17 protein-coding genes and 1 riboswitch are annotated in these 17008 nt (G+C 70.2%); of the genes, 8 read left to right on the top strand and 9 right to left on the bottom strand.

The genetic code is table 11. The features are described 5' to 3' along the window. Positions 1 to 128: 128 nt before the first annotated feature. On the bottom strand, positions 129 to 398 hold the full coding sequence (locus tag ACZ7L6_RS21075; RefSeq protein ID WP_471926024.1) for a DUF4031 domain-containing protein: 270 nt from the start codon (positions 396 to 398) through the stop codon (positions 129 to 131). Between the two features lie 7 nt (positions 399 to 405). Next, a complete protein-coding gene (locus ACZ7L6_RS21070; protein ID WP_471926022.1) occupies positions 406 to 792 on the bottom strand; it encodes a hypothetical protein in 387 nt (128 codons plus the stop codon). Positions 793 to 847: 55 nt separating this feature from the next. On the opposite strand from ACZ7L6_RS21070, the gene ACZ7L6_RS21065 reads away from it, so the two are divergent. The 5 genes from ACZ7L6_RS21065 to ACZ7L6_RS21045 all read left to right on the top strand — a co-directional run bounded on the left by ACZ7L6_RS21065 (position 848) and on the right by ACZ7L6_RS21045 (position 4972). Then, positions 848 to 1765 (top strand): MurR/RpiR family transcriptional regulator, encoded by a 918-nt coding sequence (locus tag ACZ7L6_RS21065; RefSeq protein WP_471926020.1) that lies wholly within the window; start codon positions 848 to 850, stop codon positions 1763 to 1765. Positions 1766 to 1904: 139 nt separating this feature from the next. Further along, positions 1905 to 2840, top strand: a complete 936-nt coding sequence (gene murQ / locus ACZ7L6_RS21060; RefSeq protein ID WP_471926018.1) for an N-acetylmuramic acid 6-phosphate etherase — start codon at positions 1905 to 1907, stop codon at positions 2838 to 2840. A 26-nt stretch (positions 2841 to 2866) separates the two neighbouring features. After that, on the top strand, positions 2867 to 3709 hold the full coding sequence (locus ACZ7L6_RS21055; RefSeq protein ID WP_471926016.1) for an aldo/keto reductase: 843 nt from the start codon (positions 2867 to 2869) through the stop codon (positions 3707 to 3709). 109 nt (positions 3710 to 3818) lie between these two features. Further along, positions 3819 to 4367, top strand: coding sequence for a DinB family protein (locus ACZ7L6_RS21050; RefSeq protein ID WP_471926014.1), 549 nt, complete (start codon positions 3819 to 3821; stop codon positions 4365 to 4367). A 29-nt stretch (positions 4368 to 4396) separates the two neighbouring features. After that, positions 4397 to 4972: a hypothetical protein gene (locus tag ACZ7L6_RS21045; protein WP_471926012.1), complete on the top strand. Its 576-nt coding sequence runs from the start codon at positions 4397 to 4399 to the stop codon at positions 4970 to 4972. Here ACZ7L6_RS21045 and ACZ7L6_RS21040 read toward each other — a convergent pair whose 3' ends face one another. The 3 genes from ACZ7L6_RS21040 to ACZ7L6_RS21030 all read right to left on the bottom strand — a co-directional run bounded on the left by ACZ7L6_RS21040 (position 4973) and on the right by ACZ7L6_RS21030 (position 8582). After that, positions 4973 to 6454 carry an MFS transporter gene (locus ACZ7L6_RS21040; RefSeq protein WP_471926011.1) on the bottom strand — a complete coding sequence of 494 codons (1482 nt, stop codon included), beginning with the start codon at positions 6452 to 6454 and terminating at the stop codon, positions 4973 to 4975. Positions 6455 to 6565: 111 nt separating this feature from the next. Continuing rightward, complete coding sequence (locus tag ACZ7L6_RS21035) at positions 6566 to 7426, bottom strand: metallophosphoesterase family protein (RefSeq protein WP_471926010.1); 861 nt, start codon at positions 7424 to 7426, stop codon at positions 6566 to 6568. A gap of 28 nt (positions 7427 to 7454) precedes the next feature. Next, complete coding sequence (locus ACZ7L6_RS21030) at positions 7455 to 8582, bottom strand: NADH:flavin oxidoreductase (RefSeq protein WP_471926009.1); 1128 nt, start codon at positions 8580 to 8582, stop codon at positions 7455 to 7457. Positions 8583 to 8762: 180 nt separating this feature from the next. Here ACZ7L6_RS21030 and ACZ7L6_RS21025 point away from each other — a divergent pair, with 180 nt between their 5' ends. Then, positions 8763 to 9434 (top strand): class I SAM-dependent methyltransferase, encoded by a 672-nt coding sequence (locus ACZ7L6_RS21025; RefSeq protein ID WP_471926008.1) that lies wholly within the window; start codon positions 8763 to 8765, stop codon positions 9432 to 9434. A gap of 77 nt (positions 9435 to 9511) precedes the next feature. Here the strand turns inward: ACZ7L6_RS21025 and groL are convergent, their stop codons facing one another. From groL to thrC, 4 genes are all read right to left on the bottom strand, one after another. Continuing rightward, positions 9512 to 11134 carry a chaperonin GroEL gene (groL, locus tag ACZ7L6_RS21020; RefSeq protein WP_433042641.1) on the bottom strand — a complete coding sequence of 541 codons (1623 nt, stop codon included), beginning with the start codon at positions 11132 to 11134 and terminating at the stop codon, positions 9512 to 9514. A gap of 411 nt (positions 11135 to 11545) precedes the next feature. Further along, positions 11546 to 11752 carry a cold-shock protein gene (locus ACZ7L6_RS21015; RefSeq protein ID WP_019057200.1) on the bottom strand — a complete coding sequence of 69 codons (207 nt, stop codon included), beginning with the start codon at positions 11750 to 11752 and terminating at the stop codon, positions 11546 to 11548. Between the two features lie 442 nt (positions 11753 to 12194). Continuing rightward, the gene (locus ACZ7L6_RS21010) at positions 12195 to 12470 is read right to left on the bottom strand and encodes a MoaD/ThiS family protein (RefSeq protein WP_058924632.1); all 276 of its coding nucleotides are present in this window, start codon (positions 12468 to 12470) and stop codon (positions 12195 to 12197) included. A gap of 95 nt (positions 12471 to 12565) precedes the next feature. Beyond that, positions 12566 to 13849: a threonine synthase gene (gene thrC, locus ACZ7L6_RS21005; protein ID WP_471926007.1), complete on the bottom strand. Its 1284-nt coding sequence runs from the start codon at positions 13847 to 13849 to the stop codon at positions 12566 to 12568. Between the two features lie 18 nt (positions 13850 to 13867). After that, positions 13868 to 14034, bottom strand: a riboswitch (SAM riboswitch). 160 nt (positions 14035 to 14194) lie between these two features. Here thrC and ACZ7L6_RS21000 point away from each other — a divergent pair. Next, entirely contained in the window at positions 14195 to 15139 is a 945-nt protein-coding gene (locus ACZ7L6_RS21000) for a glucosyl-3-phosphoglycerate synthase (protein WP_471926005.1), read from the top strand. A gap of 138 nt (positions 15140 to 15277) precedes the next feature. Beyond that, the gene (locus tag ACZ7L6_RS20995; protein ID WP_471926003.1) at positions 15278 to 16708 is read left to right on the top strand and encodes an alpha,alpha-trehalose-phosphate synthase (UDP-forming); all 1431 of its coding nucleotides are present in this window, start codon (positions 15278 to 15280) and stop codon (positions 16706 to 16708) included. The last annotated feature ends 300 nt before the right edge of the window (positions 16709 to 17008 follow it).

Genomic DNA, 17008 nt, shown 5'->3' with positions numbered 1-17008 from the left:
GAAGAGCCCAAGCAGCCCGGGCCGCGGAGGCGAAGAGCCCGAGGAACCCCGCGCGCGGGAGCGAAGAGCCCAAGGAGCCCGGGTGCGCTGGCGGCGTATGGGCAAGGGGACCGAGGGACGAGGGGGCGCTAGCCCGCCTCCCGTCCCTTCGGTCTGCGCAAGCCCGCCCCCTGCAACAGCCGCACCACCTCACGGCTGCTGACCTCCACGGCACCCGCGCGGACCACTTCGGCGTACCGATGGGACGGGATGTCGTAGTGGTCCCGCTCGAAGGCCCGCCGTGGCACGCCCAACTTCTCGGCGAACGCGTGCAGTTCGTCGTACGACACGTCGCTCACCAGGTGCGACCACATCCGCCCGTGTCCCGGCCAGGTCGGCGGGTCGATGTAGACCGTCACGCGTGCCTCATGAGGACGGCCCGCCGCCGGGGATGGCGGAGGCGAGCGCACCCACCGCGGCGACCTTCACCCCGGCCTCGTGACACACCCAGTGCGGATCGGGCCCCAGCTCCGGCTCGACGTCCAGCGCGTGCGGGTCCCCCGACGTGCACACCGGGCACAGCGGCCAGCGCCCGTACCGGTCGAGGAGCGCGTCCTGCACGTCCTGGGCGACCAGCCCGGCCACGTACTCGGCGCCGTCCGGCCACTGCTCCACCCACCAGCGCCGCTGCACGACGGACTCCTCGACCAGCGACACGACGTCCGCCTCGGCGACCTCGCCCGCGACCAGGTCGGCGAGCACGAGCGCACGGGCCCGGTGCAGCGCCTGCTCCAGCGGAGTGATGGCTTCCATGGACCTATTGTGCGCACTCTTGACCACGACGCCGAGCCGAAAATATCTTTCATACGTGACCCAGGATGTGAAGGAAAGTTTCGGCAGCGCTCTGGGAGGGCCCGCGCCCGCCCCCGCCGCCCTCGCGGCCAAGGTGCGCACGCTCGCCCCGTCGATGACCCGCTCCATGCAGCGCGTCGCCGAAGCCGTCGCGAACGACCCGGCGGGCTGCTCGGCCCTCACGGTCACCGGCCTCGCCGAACTCACCGGCACCAGCGAGGCGACGGTCGTGCGCACCGCCCGCCTCCTCGGCTATCCCGGCTACCGCGACCTGCGCCTCGCCCTCGCCGGCCTCGCCGCACAGCAGCAGTCGGGCCGCGCCCCCGCCATAACGACCGACATCGCGGTGGACGACCCGATCGCCGACGTGGTCGCGAAGCTCGCCTACGACGAGCAGCAGACCCTCGCCGACACGGCCGCCGGCCTCGACACGGCCCAGTTGGGAGCGGCCGTGGCGGCCGCGGCCACGGCCCGCCGGATCGATGTGTACGGCGTCGGCGCGAGCGGGCTGGTGGCGCAGGACCTCACCCAGAAGCTGCTGCGGATAGGGCTGATAGCCCACGCGCACAGCGACCCGCATCTCGCCGTGACCAATGCCGTGCAGCTGCGGGCCGGTGACGTGGCCATCGCGATCACGCACTCCGGGTCGACGGGGGATGTCATCGAGCCGTTGCGGGTGGCGTTCGAGCGCGGGGCGACCACCGTCGCGATCACCGGGCGGCCTGATGGCGCGGTCGCTCAGTACGCCGACCATGTACTGACCACGTCGACCGCGCGGGAGAGTGAGTTGCGGCCGGCGGCGATGTCGTCCCGGACGAGTCAGCTGCTCGTGGTGGATTGCCTGTTCGTGGGGGTGGCGCAGAAGACCTATGAGACGGCGGCGCCTGCGTTGGCCGCGTCCTATGAGGCGCTGGCGCATCGGCATCGCAGATAAGACCGTAGGCCCGGCCGTTCGCGGGACTCTGCGGGTCGTGTGTGGCTGGTCGCGCCCACGCGGCGGAGCCGCACATGGACACAGCCCCGCGCCCCTGAAGGTCGGACAGGACACCGCACATGAGAAAGAGCCGTCCCTCATGACCTCGACATCCAACCCCCGTGACCTCCGCGCCGAGTTGGAGAGCCTGACCACCGAGGCGTTCCGGCCGGAACTCGCCGAGATCGATCAGCTCCCCACCCTCGACATCGCCCGGCTCATGAACGCTGAGGACGCCTCCGTGCCGGGTGCCGTCGCCTCGCGGCTGCCGGAGATCTCCGCCGCCATCGACGCCATCGCGGAGCGCATGGCCCGCGGCGGCCGTCTCGTCTACGCCGGTGCCGGCACCGCCGGCCGCCTGGGTGTGCTCGACGCCTCCGAGTGCCCGCCCACCTTCAGCACCGAGCCGGGCCAGGTCGTCGGGATCATCGCGGGCGGTCCGGAAGCGATGGTCACCTCGATCGAGGGCGCCGAGGACTCCGCGGAACTGGCCCGGGCCGACCTCGACGCCCTGGCGCTCACCCCGGCCGACACGGTCGTCGGCATCTCCGCCTCCGGGCGGACGCCGTACGCGATCGGCGCGGTCCACCATGCGAGGGCGCGGGGCGCGTTGACGATCGGGCTGTCCTGCAATCCCGGCAGCGCCCTCGCCGCGGCGGCCGAGCACGGCATCGAGATCGTCGTGGGTCCGGAGCTGCTGACCGGCTCGACCCGCCTCAAGGCCGGCACGGCCCAGAAGCTGGTCCTCAACATGCTCTCGACGATCACGATGATCCGGCTCGGCAAGACGTACGGAAACCTGATGGTCGACGTGCGCGCCTCCAACGACAAGCTGCGGGCCCGCTCCCGCCGTATCGTCGCCCTGGCCACGGGCGCGGCCGACGCGGACATCGAGCGGGCGCTGACCGAGGCGGGCGGCGAGGTGAAGACGGCGATCCTGATCCTGCTGGCCGGCGTGGACGGGCCCACCGCCGACGGGCTGCTGTCCAGGGCGGGCGGTCATCTGCGGGCGGCGCTGAAAACAGCGGGGAGCTGAGTCAACTCCGTTGTTAGCGTGGGCGCATGACGGCTACGACGACGTTTCTTATCGGCGGCGACCTGGACGTACGACGGCTCGGGTTCGGGGCGATGCACCTGCGGCCCGATTCCGCCGAGACCCGTCCGGCCTGCCTCGCGGTCGCCCGGCGTGCCGTGGAGCTGGGTGTCACGCTGATCGACACGGCGCACATGTACGGCTGGGGCGCGAACGAGGATCTCCTGGCCGAGGCCCTGCACCCGTATCCGGAAGGGCTCGTGATCGCGACCAAGGTCGGCATCCGCCGCACCACCACCGGTGAGGGCTGGCGGCACGCGGGCGAGCCGGCCGATCTGCGCGCCCAGGTGGACGAGGCCCTGCGCCGCCTCCGGCTCGACCGCATCGAACTGCTCCAACTCCACCGCCTCGACCCGGGCGTACCGCTCGCCGACCAGCTCGGCGCCCTGGGCGACCTGCGCGACGAGGGCAAGGTGGGCCGGATCGGACTGTCGGAGGTGACGGTCGCCGAACTCGCCGAAGCGCGCGCCGTCGTGGACATCGCGAGCGTCCAGAACCGCTACAACCTCCTCGACCGCGAGCACGAACCCGTACTGAAGGCCTGCGAGGCGGCGGGCATCGCGTTCCTGCCGTGGCGGCCCGTGGCAGCGGGGACCTCGGGGGCGAGGGCCGAGATCGCCGCCGTGGCCAAGGAGGTCGACGCCACACCGACCCAGGTGGTCCTCGCCTGGCTCCTCGCCCACTCCCCGGTGATCCTCCCCATCCCGGGGACGACGAGCACCCCGCACCTGGAGGAGAACGTCGCGGCGGACGCCGTACACCTCAGCCGGGACCAGTACGACCGCCTGAACCGCGCCTCCGAGTCGCTCTGACGAAGCTTTCCCATTGAGGACAGAAACTGACCTCAATAACTCCTAACGTGGTCTCGACCGAGGGAGCAGGAAGCCCTGGACTCCGGAAACCCCTGGAGGGGACGAGACCATGCAGGACACCACGAACACCACCACCGCCACCCCCGCCGCCACCGACGAGCGCGCCGACCTGCTCCAAGCGCTGGCCAAGCACCGGCACTTCCTGCGCTTCACCACCCGCGACCTCACCGACGAGCAGGCCGGGCAGCGGACCACCGCCAGCGAGCTGTGCCTGGGTGGCCTGGTCAAACATGTCGCGTCGGTGGAGCGGCACTGGGCGGACTTCATCCAGCAGGGCCCGTCGGCCATGCCCGACTTCACCGCCATGACCGAGGCCGACTTCGCCAAGCGCGCCGACGAGTTCCGGATGCTGCCCGGCGAGACCCTGGAAGGCATCCTGGCCGACTACGCCGAAGTGGCCCGCCGCACCGACGAGTTGGTCAACAGCCTGTCCGACCTCAACGCGTCGCACCCGCTGCCCAAGGCCCCGTGGAACGAGCCCGGTGCCCGGTGGTCGGCCCGCAGGGTCCTGCTGCACGTGATCGCCGAGACCGCGCAGCACGCCGGTCACGCCGACATCATCCGCGAGTCCCTGGACGGCGCCAAGACCATGGGCTGACCCTCCGCAGACCCGGCAGACTGGCATCCATGAACCACGCACAACTGACGGCTCTGGGCCGAGCCCTCCGCCTCCTCGGCGAGCACGGCGAGGCCCTCACCGCCGACACCCCGGATGCCAGGCTGCACGAGGTCAAGGCGGACCTGCGCCGCGCCCTCGATCTCCTCGACGAGAGCGTCAGCACCGCCGCCCGCACCACCCGCTGCCCGGAGCACCCCGCCGGCCCGGTCGACCCCGCGGCCCCCGACCTCTGCCTGCTCTGCGAGACCCGCCGCCGAGCCGCCCGCCGCTCCGAGTTCAACGGCACCGGCCCCGCGGTCCCCCGCTCCCCCGAGCACCCCGCCCCCTCCCGCTACGGCGTCCGCGGCGACCGCCCCCAGCCCCAGCAGCGCTGGCTGCCGGAGCTGTGGAACGGCCAGGAGTGGCAGCTCTGCGGCACCCCGCGCCGCGACCGCCGGGAGGCCGAGCTGTATCTCGCCGCCCAGCGCCGCGGCCCGCGCCCCGCCATGGCCTACCGGCTCGTGCACGAGTTCACGGACTACGAGGTGCTGCGCGTCTGGGGTACGCCGGTGAAGGTCGACATCGAGCCGATGGGGAATCTGTAGCTACGACGTCGCCGCCGCCGCTTTCTCCGCAGTGCCCTCCGCCACCGGCGCCCCGGCGGCAGTCATCCCCTGCCGCGGAATGAACGACGCCACCACGAACGCCAGCAGCGCCGCCCCGGCGCCCACCGCCAGGACCACCTTGAAGGCGTTCTCGGACGGGAGGGCGTACCCGCCGAGGTTGGTCGTCATCTGGGCGAGGATCACGCCCGCGACCGCACTCGCCGTGGACGTACCGAGGGACCGCATCAGCGTGTTGAGGCTGTTCGCGGCGGCCGTCTCCGAGGCGGGCACGGCGCTCATGATGAGCGCGGGCATCGAGCCGTACCCGAAGCCGACGCCGGCGCCGATGACGCAGGCCACCAGGATGAAGTGCCAGACCTCCGACATCAGGACGATGTTGAGGCTGTAGCCGGCGGCCACGATGAGGACACCGGCCATGAGGGTGACCTTCGGGCCCTTGGTCCGGGAGAGGGCGGCCGAGAGCGGGGCCGTCGCCATCATCACCAAGCCCGACGGCGCCATGCACAGGCCCGCCACCAGCATCGACTTGCCGAGGCCGTAGCCCGTCTGCGCGGGGAGCTGGAGGATCTGCGGGATGACCAGGCTCATCGCGAACATCGCGAAGCCCACGGCGATCGAGGCCAGGTTGGTGACCAGTACCTGACGGCGGGCCGTCGTACGGAGGTCGACCAGCGGCTGCTCGGTGCGCAGCTCCCACCAGCCCCACGCCGCCAGGAGGACCACGGCCGCCGCGAACAGACCGAGCGTCGTCCCGCTGCCCCAGCCCCAGTCGGCGCCCTTGGAGATGGCGAGGAGCAGACAGACCAGCCCGGCCGCCATGCCGATGCCGCCGACCAGGTCGAAGCGGCCGCCCGTGCGCACCTTGGACTCGGGCACCGACAGCAGCACGCACACCAGCGCCACGACGCCCATCCCGGCCGACGTCCAGAACAGGACGTGCCAGTCGAAGTTGTCGGCGATCAGGGCGGCGGCGGGCAGACCGAGCGCGCCGCCGATGCCGAGGGAGGCGCTCATCAGGGCGGTGGCGGAGCCGAGACGCTCGGCGGGGAGTTCGTCGCGCATGATGCTGATGCCGAGCGGGATCACACCGGAGGCCAGGCCCTGGAGGACCCGCCCGAGGATCATCGGGACCAGCGACTCGCTCAGGGCGCAGACCACGGAGCCGCTCACCAGCAGCACGACGCTGACCAGCAGCATCCGCCGCTTGCCGTACATGTCGCCGAGCCGCCCCATCACCGGCGTGGCCACGGCCGCCGCGAGCAGCGTCGCCGTGACCGCCCAGGCGGTGTCCGACGCGGGGGCGTCGAGCAGCCTGGGCAGCTCCGGGACGATCGGGATGACCAGGGTCTGCATCAGCGAGACGACGATCCCGGCGAAGGCCAGCACCGCCACCACGGCGTTCGAGCTCGGCGGGGCGGAGCCTCCGTCCGGCTCGGCGGTACGGGTCGGTGCGTCGGACATGGGTCGGCCTCCGTCGGCATACGCGCGGGAATGACACCTAATTGACCGAGGCAACTTTAAGTCAGGTGATTGACTTACTCAACCGAGAGGGTTTCGCCCCTCCTGTTCCGTTCAGGCCTCCCGTTCCACGAACGACCGCACCCGCTGCTCGTCCAGCTCGTACACCGTCTCGTGGGCCCGGGGGTCGCGCGCATGGAAGGTGTGGAACATCGGCCCCGCCGCCCCGTCCAGCTCCACCAGCGAGGCCGACGCCCCGCGCACGGCTCGCTCCGTTCCGGGCGCGGCCGTCAGGTCGATGCGGTTGACCACGCCCGGCGTTACCCACACCGGCACCGACTCCAGCAGCCCGCAGAGCTGGAGGTGGTAGTGCCCGGTCAGCACGACCCGTACGTCACTGCCCCGGATCACCTCCGCCAGCTCGCCCGGGTTCCGCAATCCGAAGAACGGCTGGGTCGCCGAGATGTCGAGGCTGATCGGCGGGTGATGGAAGGCGAGGACGGTCCCGCGCTCGGCCGGGGTGCTCAACACACCCTTCAGCCACTCCAGTTGGCGCGCGCTCAGCTCGCCGTACACCTTCCCCGGCACCAGCGAGTCCAGCGTCACCAACCGCAGGCCCCCGACCGTGCTCACCGCGGCCCGCTCCGACGCCTCGGACTCCAGCACCACCTCCGGCTCGGGGTGCCCGCTGCCCAGCACCTTGCCGAAGGCGTCCCGCTCGTCGTGGTTGCCGGTCGTGCAGAACACCGGTGCCCCGAGCCGCCGGGCGAACTCGCCCACCAGATCCCGTACGGCCGTGTACGCCTCCACGGCTCCGTCGTCGGCGAGGTCCCCGGTGACGACGACCGCGTCCACGTCCCGGAGATGGCGCAGTTCGGCGAGCATCAGCCGCAGCGAATCGGTGGCGTTGACGCCGTACTTGTTGGGTGTGTCGGTGCGTTCGAGATGAGTGTCGGAGAGATGAAGGATTCTCATCTCTCCGACACTAGCCGCGAGTTGGGGCTCAGCTCAGGGTCTTCAGCGAGGCCGCGTCGTACGGCGCCAGCTCGTCGAAGCGGCCGGCCAGGACCTTCGCCGCCCACTCCGGGTCCTGGAGCAGCGCCCGGCCGACGGCGACGAAGTCGAACTCCTCGGCTTCGAGGCGGTCCAGGAGGTCGTCGATGCCCTTGACCGTGGAGCCCTCGCCCATGAAGGCGCCGATGAAGTCGCCGTCGAGGCCGACCGAGCCGACGGTGATGGTGGGCTTGCCGGTGATCTTCTTCGTCCAGCCGGCCAGGTTGAGGTCGGAGCCGTCGAACTCCGGGAGCCAGTAGCGGCGGGTGGAGGCGTGGAAGGCGTCGACGCCGGCCGCGGCGAGCGGGGTCAGGATGGCCTCCAGCTCCTCCGGGGTCTCGGCGAGCCGGGCGTCGTAGGCCTCCTGCTTCCACTGCGAGTAGCGGAAGATGACGGGGAAGTCGGGCGAGACCTTCTCGCGTACGGCGGCCACGATCTCCGCCGCGAACTTCGTACGGGCGACCGGGTCACCGCCGTACGCGTCGGTGCGGCGGTTGGTGCCCGCCCACAGGAACTGGTCGATGAGGTAGCCGTGGGCGCCGTGCAGTTCGACACCGTCGAAGCCGATGCGCTCGGCGTCCGCCGCGGCCTGCGCGAACGCGGCGATGACGTCGTCCAGGTCGCGCTGGGTCATCTCCTTGCCGGTGACCTCGTCCTCGCCGATACGAAGGCCGGAGGGGCCGACGGCGGGGGCCTCGGGGTAGGGCGACTGGCCCTCCTTGCGCACCATGCCGATGTGCCACAGCTGCGGCACGATCGTGCCGCCCGCCGCGTGCACGGCCTCGGCGACCTTCGCCCAGCCCGCCAGCTGCTCCTCACCGTGGAACCGCGGGACCCGGCTGCTCTGCCCGGCGGAATCGTGGCCGACGTAGGTGCCCTCGGTGACGATCAGGCCGACGCCCGCGGCGGCCCGGCGGGAGTAGTACGACAGCACGTCCTCGCCGGGGACGCCGCCCGGGGAGAACATGCGCGTCATCGGCGCCATCACGATGCGGTTGGGGACGGTCAGGCCGTTGATCACGGTCGGCCGGGACAGGATCTGGGCCGCACGGGAGGCGGAGGTCTCGGTGACGGTCACGCAGGGGCTCCTCGGGAGTGGCTGGGTCGGCCGGCGACTGGAAACCGGACGGTATGTGCGCACGCATTGTTGCAGCTACTTAAGCAACCGACTATGCGCTGCCCCACATTCCGCACCCCGCGGATCCCGACTGTGAGCCGGGCCACTCCCCCGCTCCGCCCCGCCCCCGAGAATGCCCCTATGCCGCAGTCCCCGCTGGTCTCCGCGAGCGAGCTGGAACGATCCTCCGTGGTCGCCAACAACACGATGAACCGCGAGCGCGGTCTCGCCGGAGTGAACAGTTACGCCCGTGAACTGGGCTTCGACGCCCTCGCCCGGCTCGCCGCCCGCCCCGCCGCCCCGTCCTGGCTGGACCTGTGCAGCGGGGAAGGCCGCGCCCTGCGCGAGGCCGCCTCGGCCCTGCCCGGTGACGCGGTACTCACCGGCGTCGACCTGGTCGGCCCGCTCGCCCCCACCCCGGCCCCGCCCACCGTGGAGGAGATCGTGACCTCCGTGTCCTCCTGGGCGCCGACCCGGACCTACGACCTGATCACCTGCGTGCACGGTCTGCACTACGTCGGCGACCAGCTCGGGCTTCTGACCCGCGCCGCCACCTGGCTCGGCCCCGACGGACTGCTGGCCGCGCACTTCGACCCGGAGTCGGTGCGCGGGCCCGACGGGTCGGCGGCGGGGCGGGCGGCGGTCGCGGCCCTGCGCGCGGCCGGGTTCCGGTACAGCGCCCGGCACCACCGGCTCACCCTGGACGGCGGGCGCGAGGTGACGCTCCCGTTCCGGTATCTCGGTGCCGATCCGGCCGCCGGGCCGAACTACACAGGGCAGCCCGCGGTCGGGTCGCACTACGCCCCCTGCTGAAACGCCCGAGGGCGGCACCCCCTGCGTGCGCAGGAAGTGCCGCCCTCGGTAAGGACGTTGATCAACCGTCAGGCCGATCAGAAGTCCATGTCACCGCCCGGCATGCCGCCACCGGCGGGCGCGGCGGCCTTCTCCGGCTTGTCGGCGATGACGGCCTCGGTGGTGAGGAACAGCGCGGCGATCGACGCGGCGTTCTGCAGCGCGGAACGCGTCACCTTCGCCGGGTCGATGATGCCCTCGGCGACCAGGTCGACGTACTCGCCGGTCGCGGCGTTCAGGCCGTGACCCGGGGTGAGGTTGCGGACCTTCTCCACCACGACGCCGCCCTCGAGGCCGGCGTTGACGGCGATCTGCTTCAGCGGGGCCTCGAGCGCGAGCTTCACGGCCTGGGCGCCGGTCGCCTCGTCACCCTCGAGCTCCAGCTTCTCGAAGACAGCGGTGGCCTGGATGAGGGCCACGCCACCACCGGCGACGATGCCCTCCTCGACGGCGGCCTTCGCGTTGCGGACGGCGTCCTCGATGCGGTGCTTGCGCTCCTTGAGCTCCACCTCGGTGGCGGCACCGGCCTTGATGACCGCGACACCGCCGGCGAGCTTCGCCAGGCGCTCCTGCAGCTTCTCGCGGTCGTAGTCCGAGTCGCTGTTCTCGATCTCGGCGCGGATCTGGTTCACACGGCCCGCGACCTGCTCGGAGGAGCCGGCACCGTCGACGATGGTGGTCTCGTCCTTGGTGATGACGACCTTGCGGGCCTTGCCCAGGAGGTCCAGGGAGGTGTTCTCGAGCTTGAGACCGACCTCCTCGGAGATGACCTCGCCACCGGTGAGGATGGCGATGTCGTTCAGCATCGCCTTGCGGCGGTCGCCGAAGCCCGGGGCCTTGACCGCGACGGACTTGAAGGTGCCGCGGATCTTGTTGACGACCAGGGTCGACAGGGCCTCGCCCTCGACGTCCTCGGCGATGATCAGCAGCGGCTTGCCCGACTGCATGACCTTCTCCAGCAGCGGGAGCAGGTCCTTGACCGAGGAGATCTTGGAGTTGGCGATCAGGATGTACGGGTCGTCGAGGACGGCCTCCATACGCTCCATGTCGGTGGCGAAGTACGCCGAGATGTAGCCCTTGTCGAAGCGCATACCCTCGGTGAGCTCCAGCTCCAGACCGAAGGTCTGGGACTCCTCGACGGTGATGACGCCTTCCTTGCCGACCTTGTCCATGGCCTCGGCGATGAGCTCACCGATCTGGGTGTCGGCGGCGGAGATGGAGGCCGTGGAGGCGATCTGCTCCTTGGTCTCGACGTCCTTCGCCTGCTCCAGCAGGGCGGCGGAGACGGCCTCGACGGCCTTCTCGATACCGCGCTTCAGGGCCATCGGGTTGGCGCCGGCGGCTACGTTGCGCAGGCCCTCCTTGACCAGGGCCTGGGCGAGAACGGTCGCGGTGGTCGTACCGTCACCGGCGACGTCGTCCGTCTTCTTGGCGACTTCCTTGACCAGCTCGGCGCCGATCTTCTCGTACGGGTCCTCGAGCTCGATCTCCTTGGCGATGGAGACACCGTCGTTGGTGATCGTGGGGGCGCCCCACTTCTTCTCGAGGACGACGTTGCGACCCTTGGGGCCGAGCGTCACCTTGACGGCGTCCGCGAGCTGGTTCATGCCGCGCTCGAGGCCGCGCCGCGCCTCCTCGTCGAACGCGATGATCTTGGCCATGTGAAGTGGTCCCTCCAGGACTGGGGGTGATTCCTTCGGACCGCGCCCGCGCCCGCGACGGACGGCACGCATGCCTCGTGGTTCCTTGCCCCACCTGGCCTGCGGGCCTCACCGACCCGGTCCTTCATTGTCACTCTCACCTTCAGAGTGCTAACGCCAATGATTAGCACTCGACCCAGGAGAGTGCAAGGCGCGCTCGCGAAGCGGGCGCTCGTCGAGGGGTGGCGGTCGGGCGACGGGCGGGCGCAAGCGGCTCTCGGGGATCGGGCGGGGCGGTCAGCCTCCGGCGAACAGGCTCCGAACAGGTCCCGAACGACCACCGAAGGGGCCCCGGACATGGCGAAGGGCCCGCACCCCGGAAGGTGCGAGCCCTTCGAAGAAGAACGTCGCTGAGTTGAGTCGACGCGTGCTTCAGCTGGTCGCCAGACGGACCATGTCCGCCTGCGGCCCCTTCTGGCCCTGCGAGATCTCAAAATCGACCCGCTGACCTTCCTCCAGGGTGCGGTACCCGTCCATCTGGATCGCGCTGTAGTGGACGAAAACATCCGCACCACCGTCGACCGCGATGAAGCCGTACCCCTTCTCCGCGTTGAACCACTTGACGGTGCCCTGAGCCATGCCTAACTCCCCTATTACTGGCCCTTGCACAGATCCACACTTCGCGGATCCGGGTCAGACCTCACCCCCCATCGGTCGGGGGCGTGCGCCGGAACGCGTCGACCGCGGCTGAATGTATCTGCCCAACTGCCGTCTGCAACAGGTCAATCGGACGAGAAATCCGGGCACGACCGGTCGGGAATGTGGGGACAATTCCCCTGACTTCAGGTCAAGTCGGACCCGGCAAAGGGAACAAAAGCCGCAAAAAACCCGCACACTTTGGCTACTTCTTGTCGGGCATACGGCAGAAATGAAGGGCTGCCGACCCGCGGATCGGCGGCATGTTCCCCAACTGTACCTCGCTCAACCACACAGAATTGCCCCCTCCGCTTCTCTCACGGAGGGGGCAATTCGATGAACTCTCAGTAACGCGAGTTACCGATGGTAATGATCGGTCATTCGGTCAGCCGCCGGCGACGGCCGGAATGATGGAGACACCCGCACCGTCCGGCGTCGCCGTCTCCAGCCCCTGCTCGAAACGGACGTCGTCGTCATTGACGTACACGTTGACGAACCGACGCAGCTTGCCCTGGTCGTCGAGAACCCGGGCGGCGATACCCGTGTGGTTCTTCTCCAGGTCGGCGATGACCTCGGCGAGGGTGGCGCCTTCGGCGCTCACTTCGGCCTGGCCACCCGTGTAGGTGCGCAGGATGGTGGGGATGCGGACGTTGACGCTCACGTGTGACCTCCGGTCAGCTAATCGCCCTCAGGGGCGCGGGGAACTGCGCGACCAGCCCCCCACGGCCCGCAGACGAAATCAATGGGACAGGCCCGTCAGACGAGACCCGCCTCGCGGAACGAGTCCAGGTTGGGACGAATGGTCGCAGTAAGCCCCGTACCGGCCACCGCATCCAGCGTCTTGAGTCCATCGCCGGTGTTGAGCACGACCGTGGTCAGGCTCGGGTCCAGAACCCCGTTCTCGATCAGCTTCTTCGTCACGCCCACCGTCACCCCACCGGCGGTCTCCGCGAAGATGCCCTCGGTCCTGGCAAGGACCTTGATCGCGTCGACGACCTGCTCGTCCGTCACGTCCTCCACGAACCCACCCGTGCGGCGCGCGATGTCCAGGACGTACGGCCCGTCGGCCGGGTTGCCGATGGCCAGCGACTTGGCGATGGTGTTCGGCTTCTGCGGGCGGACGACGTCGTGCCCCGCCTTGAAGGCGGTGGACACCGGCGAGCAGCCCTCGGCCTGCGCGCCGAAGATCTTGTACGGCTTGTCCTCGACGAGCCCGAGCTTGATCAGCTCCTGCAGACCCTTGTCGATCTTCGTGAGCTGGGAGCCGGAGGCGATCGGGACGACCAGTTGGTCGGGGAGCTGCCAGCCGAGCTGCTCGCAGATCTCGTACGCCAGGGTCTTCGAACCCTCCGCGTAGTACGGCCGCAGGTTGACGTTGACGAAGCCCCAGCCCTCGCCGGCCGGGTCGCCGATCAGCTCGGAGCAGAAGCGGTTCACGTCGTCGTAGTTGCCCTCGATGCCGACGAGCTCGCCGCCGTAGACCGCGGCCATGACGACCTTGCCCTGCTCCAGGTCGTGCGGGATGAACACGCAGGACCGGAAGCCCGCGCGGGCCGCCGCGGCGCCCACCGCACCGGCGAGGTTGCCGGTCGAGGAGCACGAGAGGGTCGTGAAGCCGAAGGCGCGCGCCGCCTCCAGCGCCTGGGCCACCACCCGGTCCTTGAAGGAGTGCGTCGGGTTACCGGAGTCGTCCTTCACATACAAACCGCCGGTGACGCCGAGCTCGCGCGCGAGGTTGTCGGCCTTGACGAGCTTGGTCCAGCCGGGGTTGAGGTTCGGCTTGTCCGCCACGTCCGCGGGGACGGGCAGCAGGGGGGCGTAACGCCAGATGTTCGCGGGTCCCGCCTCGATCTGCTTGCGGAGCTCCTCGGTGTCGTAGGCCGAGAAGTCGTACGCGATCTCCAGCGGGCCGAAACACTCCTCGCACGCGAAGACCGGGCCGAGCGGGACGCGGTGACCGCACTCGCGGCAGGACAGCGCCGCGGCGGGACCGAGGTCTACGGTGGAATCGGTGGTGCTTGCAACAGTCTGCACAGCCATGTGAGGCGAGGCCCTTTCTCCTCATCTTCCTCACGACGCATCTCGCCGTGAGACGGATTTGGCACCTTCCCTAGCCGGGAGCCTCGCGGAGCCGATCGACGGTGATGCGGTGATCGCTACGAGAGCCGACTGGAGGGTTGCCGGGGCTTCATCGGGCCGTTTCCCTCTGCCCCTCTGGATGAGCTGTATGCGGTTGTTAACAGCGGTTGACCCCGGACATGCGATGGTCATCCGCGTTGTTCAAGACTGTAACCGAAGGCCAGGACAGTTGAGATAGTCGTCCGAACCGCGAGATGGATCACACGGTCAGCAGATGTGATCACGAACAGTGAGGAGCCACAGACTGTGCTGGAAGAAGTCGAGCGCTGGCTGAGCACCCGCTCCTGGTCCGTGACCGATCGCCCACTGCACCAGCTCCTGGCCGCCAAGCAGCGTACGGGTCAGTCGGTCTCCGTCGTACTGCCCGCGCTCAACGAGGAGGAGACGGTCGGCGACATCGTCGCGGTCATCCGTCACGACCTCATGCAGCAGGTCCCGCTGGTCGACGAGATCGTCGTCGTCGACTCGGGATCCACCGACCGCACCTCCGAGGTGGCCGCCGCCGCGGGCGCGACCGTGGTGCACCGGGACGAGATCCTCCCGCGCATCCCGGCCGTGCCCGGCAAGGGTGAGGTCCTGTGGCGCTCGCTGCTCGTCACGAGCGGGGACATCGTCTGTTTCATCGACGCCGACCTGAAGGAGTTCTCCTCCGACTTCGTCTCCGGCATCGTCGGCCCGCTGCTCACCGACCCCGAGGTCGACCTGGTCAAGGGCATGTACGACCGTCCGCTCGGCGGGGCGGCCGGCCAGGGCGGCCGGGTCACGGAACTCATGGCCCGCCCGCTGCTGAACATGCACTGGCCGCAGCTGGCCGGATTCGTGCAGCCGCTCGGCGGCGAGTACGCGGCCCGCCGCTCCCTGCTGGAACAGCTCCCGTTCCCCGTCGGATACGGCGTCGAGCTGGGCATGCTGGTCGACGCCCTGCACCTGGTGGGCCTGGACGCCCTGGCGCAGGTGGACGTGGGTGTCCGCAAGCACCGCCACCAGGACGGGCAGGCCCTCGGCCGGATGTCCGCCGCGATCTACCGCACGGCCCAGCTGCGACTGGCCCGCGGCCACCTCATCCGTCCCTCCCTCACCCAGTTCGAGCGGGGCGAGGACGGGTTCGAGCCGCGCACGTACTCCGTGGACACGGAGGAGCGGCCGCCGATGGTGGAGATCGCGGAGTACGCGACGCGGAAGGTCGCGTGACGTCCGGCACAGGACGTACAGGCCGGTTACGCCGACCGTATGACGGCCGGTGCGGGCTGCGTCCCGGCCGTATACGGAACCCGCCACTGAGCGGAACCGCACGTTTGAGCGTTTCGGGGCCGGGCTAGGTTGAGGCGTATGGCTACCACGCAGGATGCGCAGGGTGCGGCCAAGGTGCTGGTCGCGTCGAACCGCGGCCCGGTCTCGTACGAAGTGCGCGACGACGGCTCGCTGCACTCCAAGAGGGGCGGCGGCGGAGTCGTCTCCGGGCTGTCGGCGATCGGGCCGGACGCCGGCGCCCTGTGGGTGTGCTCGGCGCTGTCCGACGGTGACCGCGAGGCGGTGCGGCGCGGGGTCGGCGAGGACGGCGTGCTGATGCTGGACATCCCGGCAGACGTGCACGCGGACGCGTACAACGGCATCGCGAACTCGGTCCTCTGGTTCGTCCACCACATGCTCTACCAGACACCGCTGGAGCCGGTCTTCGACGCTGAGTTCCGGCGCCGGTGGGCGTCGTACGAGACGTACAACCGCGCCTTCGCGGAGGCACTGGCCGGGCAGGCGGCGCCGGGAGCGGCGGTCCTGGTGCAGGACTACCACCTGACCCTCGTACCCGGAATGCTGCGCGAACTCCGCCCCGACCTGCGCATCGGCCACTTCTCGCACACGCCGTGGGCGCCGCCGGAGTACTTCCGGATGCTGCCCGACGACGTCGCCGGGCAGGTGCTGCGCGGGATGCTCGGCGCGGACCGGCTGGGGTTCCTCACGCGACGGTGGGCGAACGCGTTCGAGGCGTGCTGTGCCGAGTTCGCCGGGGGGCTCGGCGGGACCCGGGTCGGGGTGCACGGGCTGGGCGCGGACGCGGATTTCCTGCGGGCGCGTGCTCATCAGCCGGACGTGGCCGAGCGGATGACAGCGCTTCGGGACGAGATCGGCGAGGCGCCGGACGGAAGCGCCCGCAAGACGATCGTGCGGGTCGACCGGACCGAGCTGTCCAAGAACATCGTGCGCGGCCTGCTGGCCTATCGGCAGCTGCTCGACGACCACCCCGAGTGGCGCGAGCGGGTGGTGCACGTGGCGTTCGCGTACCCCTCGCGCCAGGACCTCGCGGTGTACCGCGACTACACGGCCGAGGTCCAGAGGGTGGCGGAGGAGATCAACTCCCGGTACGGAACGCCGGGTTGGACCCCGGTGGTCCTCCACGTCAAGGACGACTTCGCCCGCTCGCTGGCCGCGTACCGCCTGGCGGACGTGGCCCTCGTCAACCCCATCCGGGACGGCATGAACCTCGTCGCCAAGGAGGTGCCGGTCCTCTCCGACGAGGGCTGCGTGCTGGTGCTGTCGCGGGAGGCCGGGGCGTTCGAGGAACTGGGCGAGGACGCGATCGCCGTGAACCCGTACGACGTGATCGGCACGGCGCGGGCGCTGCACGAGGCGTTGTCCGTGGGACCGGAGGAGCGCGCGGAACGCTCGAAGCGACTGTCCGCCTCCGCGACCGCACTCCCACCGGCCCAGTGGTTCCTCGACCAGCTGCACGCGCTGGAGGAGGGTACGGGCCGGCCTGCTTGAGCCGGGACGGCTCGAACCCGGTCCGCCCGAACCCGGTCGCACGCCCGGACGGCATGAAGCACGGCCCGCTTGATCCTCGACGGCTTGAACCCGGTCCACTCGAACCCAGGCGGCTTCAACCGGGCCCGCTCGAACCCGGTCGCACGCCCGGACGGCATGAGGCACGGTCCGCTTGATCCTCGACGGCTTGAACCCGGTCCGCTTGAACCCGGTCGCACGCCCGGACGGCATGAAGCACGGCCCGCTTGATCCTCGACGGCTTGAACCCGGTCCACTCGAACCCAGGCGGCTTCAACCGGG

The organism is Streptomyces sp. NPDC107522, assembly GCF_055657525.1.
Note: the sequence above shows the minus strand (reverse complement) of the source record. Positions and strands in the feature narration are given on the sequence as shown.